Annotated in this window: 13 protein-coding genes; 7 read left to right on the top strand and 6 right to left on the bottom strand. The window is 70.2% G+C overall.

The window, feature by feature from the left end; translation table 11 throughout:
* The first annotated feature begins 22 nt into the window (after positions 1–22).
* A complete protein-coding gene (locus HAV39_RS33310) occupies positions 23–1,738 on the top strand; it encodes a S9 family peptidase (RefSeq protein WP_191843158.1) in 1,716 nt (571 codons plus the stop codon).
* Between the two features lie 9 nt (positions 1,739–1,747).
* On the opposite strand, the gene HAV39_RS33305 is transcribed toward HAV39_RS33310, so the two are convergent.
* From HAV39_RS33305 to HAV39_RS33280, 6 genes are all read right to left on the bottom strand, one after another.
* Positions 1,748–2,257, bottom strand: a complete 510-nt coding sequence (locus HAV39_RS33305; protein WP_191843157.1) for a hypothetical protein — start codon at positions 2,255–2,257, stop codon at positions 1,748–1,750.
* A 200-nt stretch (positions 2,258–2,457) separates the two neighbouring features.
* Positions 2,458–4,188, bottom strand: coding sequence for an ABC transporter substrate-binding protein (locus tag HAV39_RS33300; RefSeq protein ID WP_191843156.1), 1,731 nt, complete (start codon positions 4,186–4,188; stop codon positions 2,458–2,460).
* Positions 4,189–4,284: 96 nt separating this feature from the next.
* Entirely contained in the window at positions 4,285–5,271 is a 987-nt protein-coding gene (locus HAV39_RS33295; protein ID WP_191843155.1) for an ABC transporter permease, read from the bottom strand.
* 10 nt (positions 5,272–5,281) lie between these two features.
* A complete protein-coding gene (locus HAV39_RS33290; protein WP_191843154.1) occupies positions 5,282–6,283 on the bottom strand; it encodes an ABC transporter permease in 1,002 nt (333 codons plus the stop codon).
* Between the two features lie 64 nt (positions 6,284–6,347).
* Positions 6,348–7,361 (bottom strand): ABC transporter ATP-binding protein, encoded by a 1,014-nt coding sequence (locus HAV39_RS33285; protein ID WP_191843153.1) that lies wholly within the window; start codon positions 7,359–7,361, stop codon positions 6,348–6,350.
* Positions 7,358–8,425 (bottom strand): ABC transporter ATP-binding protein, encoded by a 1,068-nt coding sequence (locus tag HAV39_RS33280; protein WP_191843152.1) that lies wholly within the window; start codon positions 8,423–8,425, stop codon positions 7,358–7,360. The genes HAV39_RS33285 and HAV39_RS33280 overlap by 4 nt, the downstream gene beginning before the upstream one ends.
* Before the next feature lie 240 nt (positions 8,426–8,665).
* Here HAV39_RS33280 and HAV39_RS33275 point away from each other — a divergent pair, with 240 nt between their 5' ends.
* The 6 genes from HAV39_RS33275 to HAV39_RS43030 all read left to right on the top strand — a co-directional run bounded on the left by HAV39_RS33275 (position 8,666) and on the right by HAV39_RS43030 (position 16,632).
* Positions 8,666–10,102, top strand: a complete 1,437-nt coding sequence (locus HAV39_RS33275; protein WP_191843151.1) for a TldD/PmbA family protein — start codon at positions 8,666–8,668, stop codon at positions 10,100–10,102.
* A gap of 64 nt (positions 10,103–10,166) precedes the next feature.
* Positions 10,167–11,480 (top strand): TldD/PmbA family protein, encoded by a 1,314-nt coding sequence (locus tag HAV39_RS33270; RefSeq protein ID WP_191843150.1) that lies wholly within the window; start codon positions 10,167–10,169, stop codon positions 11,478–11,480.
* Between the two features lie 331 nt (positions 11,481–11,811).
* On the top strand, positions 11,812–12,618 hold the full coding sequence (locus HAV39_RS33265; protein WP_191843149.1) for a hypothetical protein: 807 nt from the start codon (positions 11,812–11,814) through the stop codon (positions 12,616–12,618).
* A 20-nt stretch (positions 12,619–12,638) separates the two neighbouring features.
* Positions 12,639–14,522: a fumarate reductase/succinate dehydrogenase flavoprotein subunit gene (locus HAV39_RS33260; RefSeq protein WP_191843148.1), complete on the top strand. Its 1,884-nt coding sequence runs from the start codon at positions 12,639–12,641 to the stop codon at positions 14,520–14,522.
* 67 nt (positions 14,523–14,589) lie between these two features.
* On the top strand, positions 14,590–15,585 hold the full coding sequence (locus HAV39_RS33255; RefSeq protein ID WP_191843147.1) for a succinate dehydrogenase/fumarate reductase iron-sulfur subunit: 996 nt from the start codon (positions 14,590–14,592) through the stop codon (positions 15,583–15,585).
* A gap of 534 nt (positions 15,586–16,119) precedes the next feature.
* Complete coding sequence (locus HAV39_RS43030) at positions 16,120–16,632, top strand: DUF559 domain-containing protein (RefSeq protein ID WP_239120416.1); 513 nt, start codon at positions 16,120–16,122, stop codon at positions 16,630–16,632.
* Positions 16,633–16,659: the final 27 nt, after the last annotated feature.

The raw sequence follows: 16,659 nt of genomic DNA, 5'->3' as shown, positions 1-16,659 counted from the left end.
TCGCGTCGATAGCATCGCGGCCATGGAGGCGCAGCAGCCTGACGGTCCGGGGCCTGGCCACCGCATAGCCGTCAGTGCTGACGGCCTTCGGGTGGGCCACCTGCATGATCACGTGCTGGACGTGTGCGAACCGGCTTCGGGCCGGGTCCATACCGTGGCCGAGGCGGTGGACGACTTCGCCTTCGACCGCACCGGCGCCGTCGTCGTCTGGACCTCGGGCGGCCGCCTGTATCGCCGGGACGCCGACGGAGTGACCGTGCCGTCGACGCCGGGTCCGGTCGACACGGCCCGGCCCGATCCGACCGGCCGCCGCATCGCGTACCTGCACGAAGGCACGCTGCGGGTGGCCGTCGGCAGCGAGGACGAGCTGCTGGCCGGCGAGCCGGACGGGGTCCGCTGGGGCGAGGCCGATCCGCACGCGTGCTGGTTCGGCCGGCACACCGGCTGGTGGTGGGCGCCCGACGGGGAGAGCATCCTGGCCACCCGCCGCAGCGGCGAGCAGGTCTCGCTGCACCTGCTGGACCTCGACGGCGGCTGGGTCGACGTGCACTGGGACCGCGAGATCTACCCGTACCTGGGCACGGTGCGCTGGGCCGACGGCGGCCCGCTGATCACGGCGCTGCGCCGCTCCCAGGGACACGGCCTGGTGCTGGCGGTGGACCGCCGCACCGGGGAGACCCAGGTGCATGCCGAGCTGGCCGACCCGCGCTGGGTCAATCCGATCGCTGGCACGCCGCGCCACCTCGCCGACGGCCGGGTGCTGGTCGGCGGCGAGATCTCCCACGACGGGTACGACGCGCGCTGCCTGTTCGCCGACGGCACCCTGCTCACCCCGCCCAACCTGTACGTCCGGCGCGTGGTGGGCCGGCTCGGCCCCGGCTCGGCCGGCGGCGAGCTGGGCGACCTGCTCATCGAGGCCAGCGAGGGCGAGCCCGCCGAGCAGCACCTGTTCCGGGTGCGCAGCAGCACCAGCGGCGGCATGGTGGTGCACCGGCTGACCAGCGTGCCGGGCTGGCACAGCGCCGCCTGCGGCGGCGACACCGTGGTGACCGGCCTGCGCAGCCTCGACGACGAGGACGTGCAGCTCACCGTGTGGTTCGCCGGCAACCAGGTGGCCGAGCTGACCCCGCGCCGCCCGGTGCCCGCGACGACGAACCGTCCCGCGCTGGACCGGGTCACCGACCGGCGGCTGCCGACCGCCGTGCTCTACCCGCCCGGCCACGTCTTCGGCCGCCGGCTGCCGGTGCTGCTGTGCCTGCCGGACACCCCGACCCAGCAGCAGGTGCGCAACGACCACGGCGCGTTCGCCGCGGCGCGGCACTGGGCCGAGGCAGGTTTCGCGGTGGTCATGGTCGACGGCCGGGGCACCGTCGGGGTGTCGCCGAGCTTCGAGAAGGTGACCCATCGGCGGGTGGCCGACCTGGCCGTCGCCGATCATGCCGAAGCGCTGCGCATCATCGCCGACAAGCACTCCGACCTGGACCTGACCCGGGTCACCGCGTACGGCCGCGGCTTCGGCGGGTGGCTGGCCGCGCTGCTGGCGGCCCGGCGGCCGGAGACGGTGCGGGCGGCGGTCGCCGTCGAGCCGTGGGACTGGGCCGCGCTGCCCGCCCCGCTGGCCGAGCGCTACCTCGGCCCGCAGGAGCTGGACAGCGAGATCTACGCGCGGCACGCCCTGGAGGACCTGCCGCCCACCGTGATCATCCAGGAGACCGCACCCGTCGAGATCCCCACCTGAGCGGGCCGGTCAGCGGCCCAGCTGGGCCTTGACGGCGGCCTGCTCGGCGACCTCCTCGGCGGCGGCGGCCTTCTGGCGGGCCTTGTCGGCGGCCTTGGCGTCGACGCGGGCCTGCACGGCGGCCTGCTCCGCGATCTCGGCGGCGCTCGCCGCCCGCCGCTTGGCCCGGTCGGCGAGCTGCGCGTCCTGTTCCACCCGGGCGCCGTCGAGCCGGGCCTTCAGGTCGGCGCGCAGCTGGGCCGCGGCCGCCTTCGCCTGTCGTTTGGCGTCTGCGGCGCGCTGCTTCGCCGTGGCGGCGGCGCGGGCCGACAGCCTGGCCTGAATCGCCGTCTCGTCGGCGACACCCTGCGCGGTGGCGGCCCGCTGCGCGGCCTTCTCGGCGGCCCTGGCGTCAGGCGACTCGACGAGCAGGTGCGGCGGCGGGGCCGCGAGCGCCGGAGTGGCATGCATGAGCACGGGCGCGCAGAGCGCGGCGGTGAGTGTGGCGAGAACGGCGAACCGGCTCGTGCGCATTGCCATGACCTGACCTCCCGGGTGAATCCGTGACCTGCCCTGGCCGACGGCGTCGTCGCCCTGGGCAGTTCTCACGATCCCGCAGGTCACCGCCCTTGCGCACCCGTCGAAAGCCAGCTCCCGCACCCCCCGAAAGTCAGTTTCTTCGGGGACCAGAAAGGGGCGGCACCCGGACAGGCGCCGCCCCGATGAGGCAGGGTTGGCGGTTACTGCTTGACGAAGGCGCGGGTGAAGGCCGGGTAGCCGAAGATGCTGTCGATGTAGACGCCGCCGACCTTCGAACCGTGCATCACGAACATGACGTCCGCGTACAGCGGGACGGCCGGGGCCAGCTCCTTCATGATCCGCTCGTCCAGCTTGGCCCACTCGGGCGCCTGGGCAGCCGGGTCGAGGGCCAGCACGCGGTCGAACTCCGCGTTGATCGCGTCATTGTTGATGTAGGACGTGTTGCTGTTGCCCTCGGCCTTGATGGTGCGGCCGTCGAAGAGCACCGGCAGGAGCGCGGCGCCACTCGGCCAGTCCGCCGCCCAGGTGTCCAGGTACAGGTCCCAGGGGTTGTCCTTCTTCTTGGTCTCGTCCAGCTTGCTGTCCGCCGGGATGACCTTGATGGTGATCTTGAAGCCGGCCTTCTCCAGGTTGTTCTTGACCTGGGTGCCCAGCTCCTGCGCGCCCGAGTCGTCGCCGATGACCAGCACCAGCTCGGGGGTCTTGCCCGCCAGCGTGGACTTCGCCTTCTCGATGTCGGCCGGGTAGGCGTCGTACTTCTTGAAGCCGAGCGTCGACGGGGGCATCAGGGTGGTCAGCGCGGCCACCTTCAGGTCGCCACCGGCGGCCTTGACCATGCCGGGACGGTCGATCGCGTAGTTGAGCGCCTGGCGGACCGACAGCTCGGGCACCCGCTGGGTGTTGATGGACAGGCGCCACGCGCTCGGGGTGGGCTCGCGCAGGGTACGGCCCATCAGCGCGGCGTCACCGGCGACCTTGGCCACCAGCGAGGAGTCCACGCCGTTCCAGCCGAGCGTGGCCTGGTCGTCGGCCCCGTCGGCGATGAGCCGGTTGGTCTGCGCCTCGGCGTTCGGGCCGAACTTGTAGACGAACTTGTCCGGGTACGCGTTGCGCACCGGGTCGGTGTTGGCGTCCCAGTGCTCGTTGCGCTCGAACAGCATCTCCACGCCGACCGTGTTCTTGACCAGCTTGTACGGGCCGGACGAGAACGGCTTGTTGTCCAGCTCGACGCCGGTGTCCTTGGCGGGCGGCAGCGGCGCGGTGGCCGGCAGCGAGGCCGCGAAGGGCAGGTCGCAGTGCGCCTTGGCGAACTCGAAGCGCAGCGTCTTGGCGTCCGGGGTGGTCAGACCCGGGGGCAGCGAGGTCTTGTTGGCCTTGAAGTCCCACTTGGTGTCGAAGGCCGCGTCGTTGGCCAGCCACTCCTGGATGTAGGTCGGGCCGCCGGCCAGGTCCGGGTCGAACGAGCGGGCGATGCCGTACGCGACCTCCTTGGAGGTGATCGCGCTGCCGTCCTCGAACTTCACCCCGTCCTTGATCTTGAATTCCCAGACCTTGCAGTCCTTGTTGACGTTGACGCCCGGCGTCTCCGCGAGGTCGCCGACGAGGGTCACGTTGCCCTTGCCGTCGTCCTTCCACGTGGTCAGGAAGCGGGCGTAGAGCGGGGCGGTGTTGAGGCCCACGAACGAGTAGACCCGCTGGGGGTCCATGTGCGAGATCTTCGTCTGGCGGATCACGGTGAACGTGCCGCCCTTGGCCGCGCCCTCGACCGCCTTCGCCGGACCCATCGAGTCCTTGGGGTCGGTCGCGATCGCGCCGGAGGCCACGCGGTCGGTGTCGACGTCGCTGTCGGTGTTCTTGTTCTCGCTGCACGCGCCCAGGGCCACGGTCAGCGCGAGCACGCCTCCCGCTGCCAGTACCGCTCTGGATCTCATATTCACTCCCGTGCCGGTGGTGTGAAGGAAACTTACGAACTGTGTAGCAGTGATTGATGGATTTCGCCATACCCTGCGATACGGCGGCGGGGAGCGCTAGCTGAGCCGCACCCGCGGGTCGATGACCGCGTACAGCAGGTCGACCACGATGTTGGCGACGACGATGAAGACCGCCGAGACGAGCACGGTCGCCATGATCGTCGGAAGGTCGCCGAGCCGGACCGCCTCCACGGCGGTGCGGCCCAGGCCCTGGATGCCGAAGGTGGTCTCGGTGATCACGGTGCCGCCGAGCGCGCCGCCGATGTCCAGACCGGCGATGGTCACGATCGGGGTGATCGCCGCGCGCAGCGCGTGCCGCCCGTACGCCCGCGATTTGCTCAGGCCCTTGGCCCGTGCGGTGCGCACGAAGTCCTCGGCCAGGGTCTCCAGCATCTGCGCCCGCGACAGCCGCGCGTAGACCGCGGAGAACAGGAAGGCCAGCGCCACCCAGGCCAGCACCAGCCCGCTCGCCCAGTCCAGCGGGTCGTCCCACAGCGAGGTGTAGTGCGGCACGGGCAGGATCCTCAGGGTGTACACGAAGATGATCATCAGCATGCCGCCCACGAAGTAGAGCTGCATGGACGCGCCGGTCAGCGAGAAGCCGATGGCCAGCCGGTCGAAGACGGTGCCGCGCCGCAGCGCCGAGATCATGCCCAGGCCGATGCCGAGGCCCAGCCACAGCACGGCCGCCGGGATGACGATGCTCAGGGTCACCGGCAGCACCCGGGCGAAGATGTCGGAGACCTCTTCACTGCTGGTGTACGAGTAGCCCAGGCACGGCGCGTCGCAGAAGCCGCCCTGCGCGCTGCCCAGGTCCCGGCCCACGAAGATGCCCCTCATGTAGCCGGTGTACTGGTCGATCAGCGGGTCCTTGAGGCCCAGCTCGGCGCGCACCCGTTCCAGCCGCTCCGGGTTGCAGTTCTTCACGCACATGGTGGCCACCGCGTCGCGGGGCAGCATGAAGAACATGCCGAAGGCGACCAGGCTCACGGCGAACATGGTCAGCGTGCCGAGCAGCAGGCGCTTGATCAGAAATCGCAGCATCTCGTGCCTCCTACCGGGACGACTTGGGGTCGAGTGCGTCGCGCAGACCGTCGCCGAACAGGTTGAACGCCAGCACCAGCAGGAAGATCGCCACGCCGGGGAAGATGAGGTACGCCGGGTCGGTCTGCGCGTAGCTCAGGCTCTTGTTGATCATCACGCCGAAGTCCGGGGTCGGGTCGACCACGCCGATGCCCAGGAAGGACAGCGCCGCCTCGCCCGTGATGTAGCCCGGCACCGCCAGCGAGAACGACACCAGGATCGGCGCCCACAGGTTCGGCAGCAGCTGGCGGAACAGGATGTGGAACAGGCCGGCGCCGCTGGCCCGGGCCGCCTCCACGAACTCCCGCTCGCGCAGCGAGATCACCTGGCCGCGCACCAGCCGGGCCGTGCCGGTCCAGCCGAACAGCGCGAACAGGAAGATCATGACGCCGATGCGGAACGGCACCGGGATCTCGTCACGCGGCCCGTAGAAGCGCGCGGTCACCGTCGGCATGATCGCCAGCGCGAAGATGAGGAACGGCAGCGCCAGCGCGAAGTCGATGACCCAGCTGATCACCGCGTCGATCCAGCCGCCCAGGTAGCCCGAGACGATCCCCAGCACGATGCCCAGGGCCGTGGTCAGCAGCGCGGCCGAGGTCGCGATGAACAGCGAGGTGCGCAGGCCGTACACCAGCCGGATGAAGATGTCGCGGCCGAGCTGCGGCTCCAGGCCGAACCAGTGCTCGCCGGAGACGCCGCCGAAGTAGCCCAGCGGCAGGCTGTTGTTGGCGATCTTGTCTTGGAACTGCTCGAACGGGCTGATGCCGTACAGCAGCTCGACCAGCGGTGCGGCCATGCCGAGCACGATGAAGAACACCATGATCCAGGCGCTGACCATGGCGGTGCGGTTCGCCCGCAGCCGAGCCCAGGCCAGCCGCCCCGGCGAGCGGCCCACCATGCCGGGCCGCGGCGCGACCGGCACCGCGGTCGCGTCGACGCCCGCAGCGTCCGTCTCGATCTGCGACAGGCTCATGCCATCTCCTCGCTGCGCTCGTCGGCGGCATCGCGGCGGCACCCGATTCGCTCGCTGCGCTCGCTCATGCGGCCACCTCGCTCACGTGCTCGGATGTGACGCCCACCGGCTCGGGGAAGTGGCACGCCACCTGCTGCGCGCTGCCCTCGCGGGCGATCAGCGGCGGCTCCTCGCTCGCGCACACCTCCTGGGCCTTCCAGCAGCGGGTGCGGAAGCGGCAGCCCGACGGCGGGTTCAGCGGCGTCGGCACGTCGCCGGTCAGCCGGATGCGCTGGCGCTGCTCGCCGAACGCGGCCACGTCCGGCACCGCCGACAGCAGCGCCTTGGTGTACGGGTGCCGCGGCCGCTCGTAGATGTCGGCCCGGTCGCCGATCTCGACGACCTTGCCCAGGTACATGACCGCGACCCGGCGGCTGAAGTGGCGCACGATCGCCAGGTCGTGCGCGATGAACACGAAGGCCAGGTCGAGCTCCCGCTGCAGATCCCGGAGCAGGTTCACCACCTGCGCCTGGATCGACACGTCCAGGGCCGACACCGGCTCGTCCGCCACGATCAGCTTCGGGCGCAGCGCGAGCGCCCGCGCGATGCCGATGCGCTGGCGCTGGCCGCCGGAGAACTCGTGCGGGAAGCGGTTGTAGTGCTCGGGGTTGAGCCCGACCAGCTCCAGCAGCTCCTGCACCCGCGCCTTCACACCGCCCGCCGGCTTGATGCCGTTGACCTCCAGCGGCATCGCCACGATCTTGCCGACGGTGTGCCGAGGGTTCAGCGAGGAGTACGGGTCCTGGAAGATGATCTGCAGGTCCTGCCGCAGCGGGCGCATCGCCCGGCGGCCCAATGTGGTGATGTCGCGGCCCTGGAACTCGATGCTGCCCGCGGTCGGCTCCAGCAGGCGCACCAGCATCCGGCCGGTGGTGGTCTTGCCGCAGCCCGACTCGCCGACCAGGCCCAGCGTCTCGCCCGCATGCACGTCGAAGTCGAGCCCGTCGACCGCGCGCACCGCGGCCTTCGCCCCGGTCGCGCCCTGGCGCACGGCGAAGTGCTTGGTCAGCCCTCGCACCCTCAGCAAGGCCTCACTCACTGGGCCACCCCCACGTGCGCGATCTCGTCGGTATAGGTGCTGATGCGCTGCGGCTCGGGCAGGTGGCAGGCGACCCGGTGCGGGATCCCGGTGTCACCGCCGTCGGCCTGCACCGCGAGCAGTTGCGGGACCTGTCCCGCACAGGGCTCGGGCTTCATCGCGTACGCGCAGCGCGGGTGGAACGCGCAGCCGGCCGGCACGTTGATGAGGCTCGGCGGGTTGCCCTTGATCGGTTTGAGGTCGACCTCCGGGTCGCCGTGCAGGCTCGGGATGCTGGCCAGCAGTCCCCACGTGTACGGATGCTGCGGACCGCGCATCACCTGCGCCACCGAGCCGTGCTCGACGGCCCGGCCGCCGTACATGACCAGCACCTCGTCGGCGACCTGGCTGACCACGCCCAGGTCATGGGTGATCAGAATGATCGCGCTGTGGAACTCGCGCTGCAGGTCGGCCAGCAGGTCGAGGATCTGCGCCTGCACGGTCACGTCGAGCGCGGTGGTCGGCTCGTCGGCGATGAGCAGCGCCGGGTCGTTCATCAGCGACATCGCGATCATCACGCGCTGGCGCATGCCCCCGGAGAACTCGTGCGGGTACTGGCTGAAGCGCCGGTCCGGCTGCGGGATGCCCACCCGGTCGAGCATGTCCAGCGCACGCTGTTTGGCCTGCGCTTTCGACGCGTCCGAGTGGTGCGTGCGGTAGGCCTCCACGAGCTGGCGGCCGACCGGGTAGAACGGGTGCAGGGCCGACAGCGGGTCCTGGAAGATCATGGCGACGTCGCGGCCGCGCAGCTTGCGCATCTCGCCGTCGGACAGCCCGACCAGGTCCCGGCCGCCCAGCTTGATCGCGCCCGAGATCTTGGTGCGGGCCGGGTCGTGCAGGCCCATGACCGCTAGACTCGTCACGCTCTTGCCCGAGCCGGACTCGCCGACGATGCCGAGCGTCCGCCCTCTGTGGAGGCCGAAGCTCACCCCGTCCACCGCGCGGACCTCTCCGTCCGCGGTGCCGAAGCGCACCCGCAGGTCGTCGACCTGCAGATACGGGGGGCTTGCAGCATCGTGCGTCATTGCCGCTCCCGTCCCTGCCGATGAAGAAAACTTTCATACTCGTCGGCCAAAAGGTAACGGACCCCGGCGTGTCGTCACCAGACGCGCTACGTAACAACTGGCTAACACCACCGGATTGATCGTTCGAATTGCCTGGCAAACGGGCGAAAGAGCGTCCGTGTTTCCTCCGATTGCCAGGCAAGTCCGACGATCACGTCGCGAGGGCACCGGATCGGTCATTCGAGGGCTAGGGTGGCGATCATGAGCTTTTTCGACGTCGCGGAGGCGGCGGTGGCGGCGGCACTGGACGCGGGCGCGCGCTACGCCGACGCGCGGGTGATGCACAAGCGATACGAGTCCATGGAGGCCCGCAACGGCGAGGTCGAGGAGCTGAACTCGGACGAGTCCGCCGGGATCGGCGTACGCGCGCTCGTCGGCTCCAGCTGGGGCTTCTACGCCGTGCCGGACCTGTCCGACAGCGCGGCCCGGCTGGCCGGGGCACGTGCCACGGCGATCGCCAAGGCCAGCGCCCGCGTCGCCGGGCCGGGCGTGGACCTGGTGCCGACCACGGTCAGCACCGCCACCTGGGCCAGCGAGTGCCGCATCGACCCGCTCGCGGTGCCGCTGTCAGACAAGGGCGACCTGCTGACCCACGCCACCAAGACGATGGTCGACCACGGCGCGGACCAGGCCACCGGCGTCTACCAGATCTGGGACACCCGCAAGTGGTTCGCCTCCAGCGAGGGCCACCGCATCGACCAGCACGTACGCGAGTGCGGCGCGGGCATCCAGGCCACCGCGATCGGCGAGGGCGAGACGCAGGTGCGCTCCTACCCCGCCGCCCGCGGCCAGTACGGCACCCGCGGCTGGGAGCTCGTGCAGGGCTTGGACCTGCTCGCCCACGCGCCGCGCCTGGCCGAGGAGTCGCGGGAGCTGCTGACCGCGCCGCTGTGCCCGAGCGGCGAGACCGCGCTGATCCTGGGCGGCGAGCAGCTGTTCCTGCAGATCCACGAGTCCGTCGGGCACGCCATCGAGCTGGACCGGATCCTCGGCTGGGAGGCCGCCTTCGCGGGCACGTCCTGGCTGGACCTGTCGCAGTTGGGCTCGCTGCGCTACGGCTCGGAGCTGATGAACATCACCATCGACCCGACCCTGCCCGGCGCGCTGGGCAGCTTCGGCTTCGACGACGAGGGCACCCCCGCGGCCAAGCGGTACGCGGTCAAGGACGGGATCTGGGTCGGTGTGCTGGCCGGGCGCGACTCGGCGGCGCTGGCCGGGCTCGACTACGGCGGCAGCGTGCGGGCCGACGGCTGGGCCCGGCTGCCCATGGTGCGGATGACCAACGTCGGCCTGGAGCCCGGCCCGCACACCCTGGAGCAGATCATCGCCGAGACCGACGACGGCGTGTTCATGGAGCACAACCGCTCCTGGTCCATCGACGACAAGCGGCTCAACTTCCAGTTCGGCTGCGAGATCGCGTACGAGGTGAAGAACGGGAAGAAGGGCCGGATGCTGCGCAATCCCACGTACACCGGGATCGGGCCGAAGTTCTGGCAGTCGATGGACATGCTGTCCAGCGAGATCGAGTACTGGGGCACGCCGAACTGCGGCAAGGGCCAGCCGACGCAGGTCGGCCACACCGGCCACCCGTCCGCCCCGGCCCGCTTCCAGAACGTGCGGGTGGGGGTGCGGGCATGAGCGAGCGCAGCGAGCGAATCATGAGCCGGTGCCATGCCGGCGACGAGCGCAGCGAGGAGCGGGCATGAACGTGTCCACTACGGCTGAGCAGGTGCTCGATCTCGCGGTGCGGGCGCTGCCCGGGGCCGAGGTCGACGTGACGGCCGACGCCGTGCACCGGGCGCTGACCCGGTTCGCGAATTCGCGCATCCACCAGAACGTCGCCGAGGACACCGTCAGCGTGCGGCTGCGCGCGCACCTCGACGGCCGCACCGTCACCACCACCACGACGCTGACCAGCCCGGAAGGGCTGACCTCGCTGGTGTCGCGGACCGCTGCCGCGGTGCGCTCGGCGCCACGCGATCCGGGCTGGCCGGGCCTGGCCCCGGCGGCGCCGCTCGCCCTGCCCGGCGTCGTCGACGAGGCGACCCGGGACGCCTCGCCCGACGACCGGGCGGCCCGCGTGCGGGACTTCGTCGACGCGGCGGGCGGCCTGGAGACGGCCGGCTACTGCCAGACCGGCCACTGGTCCGGCGCGTACCGCAACTCAACGGGCCAGGCCCTGGCCGCCCAGGCCACGACCGCGGAGCTGGACGGCATCGCGCGCGACGCCGGCGCGGACGGGGTGGCTCGCCGCTCCAGCGTGCGCCTGTCCGACCTCGACGGCACGGCACTGGGCGCGCGCGCCGCGGGCAAGGCCCGCTCGCAGGCCGATCCGGTGGAACTGCCGCCCGACCGGTACGAGGTGGTCCTCGAACCCGAGGCGGTCGCCGACCTGCTCACCAACTTCGCCCTGTTCGGCTTCAACGCCAAGGCCGTCCAGGAGCGGCGCTCGTTCGCCGAGGTGGGCGCGGCCCAGTTCGACGAGGCGATCAGCCTGTACGACGAGCCGCGCGAGCCCTTCGACGGCGAGGGCACCCCGCGCACCCGGCTCGCCCTGGTCGAGAAGGGTGTCACCGCGGCACTCGCGCACGACCGGCGCACCGCGGCGGTGGCCGGGTCCGTCTCGACCGGACACGGGGGCAGCGCGGCCTGGGGTCCGATCCTCAACAACCTCGGGTTCGCGCCCGGGGTCAGCAGCACCGAAGAGATGATCTCGCGGATCGAGCGCGGCCTGCTGATCACCGACCTCTGGTACACCCGCGTGCTCGACCCGCGCACGCTGGCGCTCACCGGGCTGACCCGCAACGGCGTCTGGCTGATCGAGGGCGGCGAGGTGACCCGGCCGGTGCGCAACATGCGCTTCACCCAGCTGTACCCGCAGGCCCTCGGTCCCGGCGCGGTGCTCGGCGTCGGCGCGGAAGCGGTGCCGCAGCCGTCCCGCGTCTTCCTCGGCGCATGGACCGCCCCCGCCCTGCACCTGGCCTCCTGGAACATCACCGGCAACGCCAGCGGCTGACCCCACCCGGCGGCCCACCCGCCATGATCGCTCGACTTGCCCGGCACCTGTGCGTATCTTGAGCCCTCATTCGCACACCTGCCTGGCAAGTCGAGCGGTCATGGGCGCGGCGGTGGCCGCCACCTGTGCACAGACGACGTCGCCCGGTCGTGCGACAAGTGGCGGATCGATCTCGGATTGCCGCATCAGCGCTGGTGACGACCCTCGACAAGGGAACGATGCGACACATCACAGTGTCCCGAGTCACATGATCGACATCTTTCGGCGTAACGTGTCCGTGATTGATCCACGCACGTGTTCCCACGACTGCGTATCTCAGGGAGCGACGAAGATGACGACGACGGCAACGAGGCCGGCCGGCGCGAAACCGCGCGCCGCGATCGAGGCCAAGACGTTGCGCACCGACCGCTGGTGGCTCGCACCGGTGCTGACGGTCATTGGTCTCACCGCCTGGGTCGCCTACGCGACGTTCCGGGTGTTCATGCAGAAGTTGTACTGGGTCGACGCGTACCACTACCTGACCCCGTTCTACTCCCCCTGCGTCTCCAAGGGCTGCTACCCGGCCGCCGCCGAGTTCGGACGGTTCATCCCGGACAACCCGCTGATCCCGTTCGCGGCGCTGTCCCTGCCGTTCCTGCTGCTCTTCCGGCTGACCTGCTACTACTACCGCAAGGCGTACTACCGGTCGTTCTGGCTGTCGCCGCCCGCCTGCGCCGTCCCTGACGGCCATGCGAAGTACACCGGCGAGACCCGCTTCCCGCTGATCTTCCAGAACGCGCACCGCTACGCCTTCTACGCCGCCGTGCTGATCTCGCTCATCAACACCTGGGACGCCGTGCTGGCCATGCACTCCCCGAGCGGCTTCGGGTTCGGCCTGGGCAACGTGATCCTGTGGATCAACGTGATCATGCTGTGGGCGTACACCGCCTCCTGCCACTCCTGCCGGCACATCATCGGCGGCCGGCTCAAGCACTTCTCCAAGCACCCGGTGCGCTACAAGCTCTGGAGCTGGGTTTCCGTGCTGAACACCCGGCACATGGGACTGGCCTGGATCACGCTGGCGACGCTGGCGCTCACCGACTTCTACATCATGGGTCTCGCCGCCAACTGGTGGAGCGACCTGCGGTTCATCGGCTGAGCCGGGATAGGTGACACAAAATGATCAACATTGAGAAGCACTGGTACGACGTCGTCGTGATCGGCGCCGGCGGCGCGGGTCTGCGCGCCGCGATCGAGGCCCGGCTGGCCGGCAAGAAGGTCGCCATCATCTCGAAGTCGCTGTTCGGCAAGGCCCACACGGTCATGGCCGAGGGCGGCGCGGCGGCCGCGATGGGCAACGTCAACTCGAACGACAACTGGATGGTCCACTTCCGCGACACCATGCGCGGCGGCAAGTTCCTGAACAACTACCGGATGGCCGAACTGCACGCCAAGGAGGCGCCGGAGCGGATCTGGGAGCTGGAGACGTACGGCGCGCTCTTCGACCGGACCAAGGACGGCAAGATCTCGCAGCGCAACTTCGGCGGCCACGAGTACCCGCGCCTGGCCCACGTCGGCGACCGCACCGGCCTGGAGCTGATCCGCACCCTGCAGCAGAAGATCGTGTCGCTGCAGCAGGAGGACAAGGTCCAGCACGGCGACTACCAGGCGCGGCTGCGCGTGTTCGCCGAGTGCACCATCACCGAGCTGCTGCTCGACGAGACCGGCGGGACCAAGCGGATCGCGGGCGCGTTCGGCTACCACCGCGAGTCCGGCGAGTTCGTGCTGTTCGAGGCGCCCGCCGTGGTGCTGGCCACGGGCGGCGTCGGCCGCTCCTACAAGGTCACCTCGAACTCGTGGGAGTACACCGGTGACGGCCACGCGCTGGCGCTGCGCGCCGGGGCGAAGCTGATCAACATGGAGTTCCTGCAGTTCCACCCGACCGGCATGGTGTGGCCGCCCTCGGTGCGGGGCATCCTGGTCACCGAGTCGGTGCGCGGCGACGGCGGCGTCCTCAAGAACTCCGAGGGCAAGCGCTTCATGTTCGAGTACGTCCCGGACGTGTTCCGCAAGCAGTACGCGGAGACGCCCGAGGAGGCCGACCGCTGGTACACCGACCCGGACAACAACCGGCGTCCCCCCGAGCTGCTGCCCCGCGACGAGGTGGCCCGCGCCATCAACTCCGAGGTCAAGGCCGGTCGCGGCACCAAGGCCGGCGGCGTCTACCTCGACATCGCCTCGCGCCGCCCCGCCGCGGAGATCCTCAAGAAGCTGCCGTCCATGTACCACCAGTTCAAGGAGCTGGCCGACGTGGACATCACCGCGCAGCCGATGGAGGTCGGCCCGACCTGCCACTACGTGATGGGCGGCGTCGAGGTCGACCCGGACACCGCGTCCGCGGGCGTGCTCGGCCTGTACGCGGCGGGCGAGGTCTCCGGCGGTATGCACGGCTCCAACCGCCTCGGCGGCAACTCCCTGTCCGACCTGCTGGTCTTCGGCAAGCGCGCGGGCGAGTACGCGGCGAGCTACACCGACACGCTCGGTAAGCGGCCCAAGGTCGACGACAAGCAGGTCGCGGCCGCGGTCGAGGAGGCGCTCACGCCCCTGGCCCGTGACGGCGGCGAGAACCCGTACACCCTGCAGAGCGATCTGCAGGACGTCATGGGCGACCTGGTCGGCATCATCCGCCGCAAGGGCGAGCTGCAGGAGTCCCTGTCCCGCCTGTCGGAACTGCGCGAGCGCATCCGCAAGGTCGGCGCGACCGGCGGCCGCCGCTACAACCCGGGCTGGCACCTCGCCCTCGACCTGCGCAACATGCTGGTCGTGTCGGAGTGCACCGCGAAGGCGGCGCTGGAGCGCGAGGAGTCGCGCGGCGGCCACACCCGCGAGGACTTCCCGAAGATGGACGCGAAGTGGCGGCAGGTCAACCTGGTCTGCGCGCTCACCCCCGACGGCGACGTGGACCTCACCCACCAGCCGATCCCCACGATGACCCCCGACCTGCTCGCCCTGTTCGACAAGTCCGAGCTGGCCAAGTACATGACCGACAAGGAGCTGTCATGAGTGAGCGGAGCGAACTCATCGTGTCGGACGCCCGTCATGACGGAGCCGAGCGCAGCGAGGTGACGGCATGACTGTTCGTCAGTTCAAGGTGTGGCGTGGCGACGCCGCCGGTGGCCAGCTGAACGACTACAAGGTCGAGGTCAACGAGGGTGAGGTCGTGCTCGACGTCATCCACCGGCTGCAGGCCACCCAGGAACCCGACCTGGCCTGCCGCTGGAACTGCAAGGCCGGCAAGTGCGGCTCCTGCTCGATGGAGATCAACGGTATGCCCCGCCTCGGGTGCATGACCCGGATGTCCACCTTCGAGGAGGACGAGACCATCACGGTCACCCCGCTGCGGACCTTCCCGGTCATCCGCGACCTGGTCACCGACGTGTCCTTCAACTACCAGAAGGCACAGGAGATGCCGGCGTTCGCGCCGCCCGCCGATCTGGCCCCCGGCGAGTACCGGATGCAGCAGATCGACGTGGAGCGCTCGCAGGAGTTCCGCAAGTGCATCGAGTGCTTCCTCTGCCAGAACACCTGCCACGTCGTGCGCGACCACGACGACAACAAGCCGGCCTTCTCCGGCCCGCGCCTGTTCATCCGCGCCGCCGAGCTGGACATGCACCCGCTCGACGCCCGGCACGACCGCAAGGAGATCGCGCAGCAGTCCCAGGGCCTGGGCTACTGCAACATCACCAAGTGCTGCACCGAGGTCTGCCCCGAGCACATCAAGATCACCGACAACGCCATCATCCCCATGAAGGAACGGGTCGTGGATCGCCGGTATGATCCGCTGGTGGTATTCGGACGCAAGATTCTCCGCCGTGACCAGCTGGCCGCCACCGTGCCCGCCGGCCCCACGGTGCACGCAGGCCCCGTGACGGTCGCCGACGGCCAGGCCCCGGTCGACTTCAGCCGCGAGCTCACCCCGCCGCAGCCGTCAGAGGTCAACCCCTCGGGCCACGTGAACCTGAACGAAATGCTCTCCGACCGGGCCGCCGCCGCGTCCCCCTTCGGCGACGACATCACGTTCCCCATCAACCCGAACAGCCTGAACTACTACCACCCCGAGCGCTGACCCCCAAGATCGCGACGATCTTGCTTGGACTGTGGGTATGACACGGGTAAACCGGTCATATCCTCAACAGTTCAAGCAAGATCGTCGCGATCTTGCTTGGGGCGTGTAGCACAGAGCCCGGGTGGGTGGGGGTTGTCCACAAGGGTGGGGTTGTCCACAGGGGTGTGGGCGGGGTGGTGGAGTTAGGGGCGGGGGCGTCGCAGGCTGCGGGGCGTGACTGTTCCTGGGACGCTTCGGCAGTTGGGAGCCGCAGGGGTTTCGGTGTCGGCGCTGCGGACCGCGTACGGCCGTGGTGATCTGAGCCGGCCCTGGCGGGGTGTCTATGCGCTGGACACGGATGAGATCAGTCGGGTGCAGGCGCTGTTCGCGCTGCTCCCCGAGGGTGCTCGGCTGTCGGGGCCGACGGCTGCGGCATGGTACGGCTTCGGGGTGTCGCCTTCTCCACTGATCCATGTGACGGTGCCGCAGGGCAGTCCTCACCCGAGGCTCACTGGAGTGCGGTCCGGCGAGTCGGTCCTCCCGCTCCCCACGCCGGTGTTGCTCCACGGAGTCCCGGCGCTGCCGCCCGAGCGCGTCGCGGTGACCTTGGCGCGCACAGTACGCCGCATCGACGCCCTGCCGATCCTCGACGCCGCACTGCGCGCGGAGGCCGTCAGCCTCGAGGCACTGCACGCTGAACTCATCACCCACGGCGGCCTCCCCGGCGTCTGCCAGGCCCGCGAACTGGTCCCCCTCGCCGACGCCCGCGCCGAATGCCGCCAGGAGAGCCAGTTGCGCCTGGTCGTCATCGACGGCGGACTCCCCCACCCCGAACCCCAGCTTCAGGTCGGCTACTTCCGCCTCGACCTCGGATACGAAGAACTCAAGGTCGGCATCGAGTACGACGGCTCCTCGCACCTCACCCGCGACCGCATCCGCCACGACCGCCACCGCGGCAACTGGCTGGCCACCCGAGGCTGGCGCATGCGCCACTTCACCGACACCGACCTCTACCGCCACCCCACCCGCATCCTCACCACCCTCCACCCCCTCCTCACCCCTCCCTAACCCCACCCCACCCCACCCCCACCCCCA

Origin of the sequence: Catellatospora chokoriensis (assembly GCF_011297315.1) — a bacterium.
GTDB classification, from domain to species: Bacteria; Actinomycetota; Actinomycetes; order Mycobacteriales; family Micromonosporaceae; genus Catellatospora; species Catellatospora citrea.
The sequence above is the reverse complement of the archived record's forward strand: the minus strand, read 5'-3'. Positions and strand labels throughout refer to the sequence as shown.

Excerpts from the sequence above, each read along its gene's own strand:
- HAV39_RS33295 (WP_191843155.1), bottom strand. The coding sequence starts at position 5,271 with ATGCTGCGATTTCTGATCAAGCGCCTGCTGCTCGGCACGCTGACCATG.
- HAV39_RS33265 (WP_191843149.1), top strand. The coding sequence starts at position 11,812 with ATGACGACGACGGCAACGAGGCCGGCCGGCGCGAAACCGCGCGCCGCG.
- HAV39_RS33270 (WP_191843150.1), top strand. The coding sequence starts at position 10,167 with ATGAACGTGTCCACTACGGCTGAGCAGGTGCTCGATCTCGCGGTGCGG.
- HAV39_RS33280 (WP_191843152.1), bottom strand. The coding sequence starts at position 8,425 with ATGACGCACGATGCTGCAAGCCCCCCGTATCTGCAGGTCGACGACCTG.
- HAV39_RS33275 (WP_191843151.1), top strand. The coding sequence starts at position 8,666 with ATGAGCTTTTTCGACGTCGCGGAGGCGGCGGTGGCGGCGGCACTGGAC.
- HAV39_RS33260 (WP_191843148.1), top strand. The coding sequence starts at position 12,639 with ATGATCAACATTGAGAAGCACTGGTACGACGTCGTCGTGATCGGCGCC.
- HAV39_RS33300 (WP_191843156.1), bottom strand. The coding sequence starts at position 4,188 with ATGAGATCCAGAGCGGTACTGGCAGCGGGAGGCGTGCTCGCGCTGACC.
- HAV39_RS33255 (WP_191843147.1), top strand. The coding sequence starts at position 14,590 with ATGACTGTTCGTCAGTTCAAGGTGTGGCGTGGCGACGCCGCCGGTGGC.
- HAV39_RS33305 (WP_191843157.1), bottom strand. The coding sequence starts at position 2,257 with ATGGCAATGCGCACGAGCCGGTTCGCCGTTCTCGCCACACTCACCGCC.
- HAV39_RS33290 (WP_191843154.1), bottom strand. The coding sequence starts at position 6,283 with ATGAGCCTGTCGCAGATCGAGACGGACGCTGCGGGCGTCGACGCGACC.
- HAV39_RS33310 (WP_191843158.1), top strand. The coding sequence starts at position 23 with ATGGAGGCGCAGCAGCCTGACGGTCCGGGGCCTGGCCACCGCATAGCC.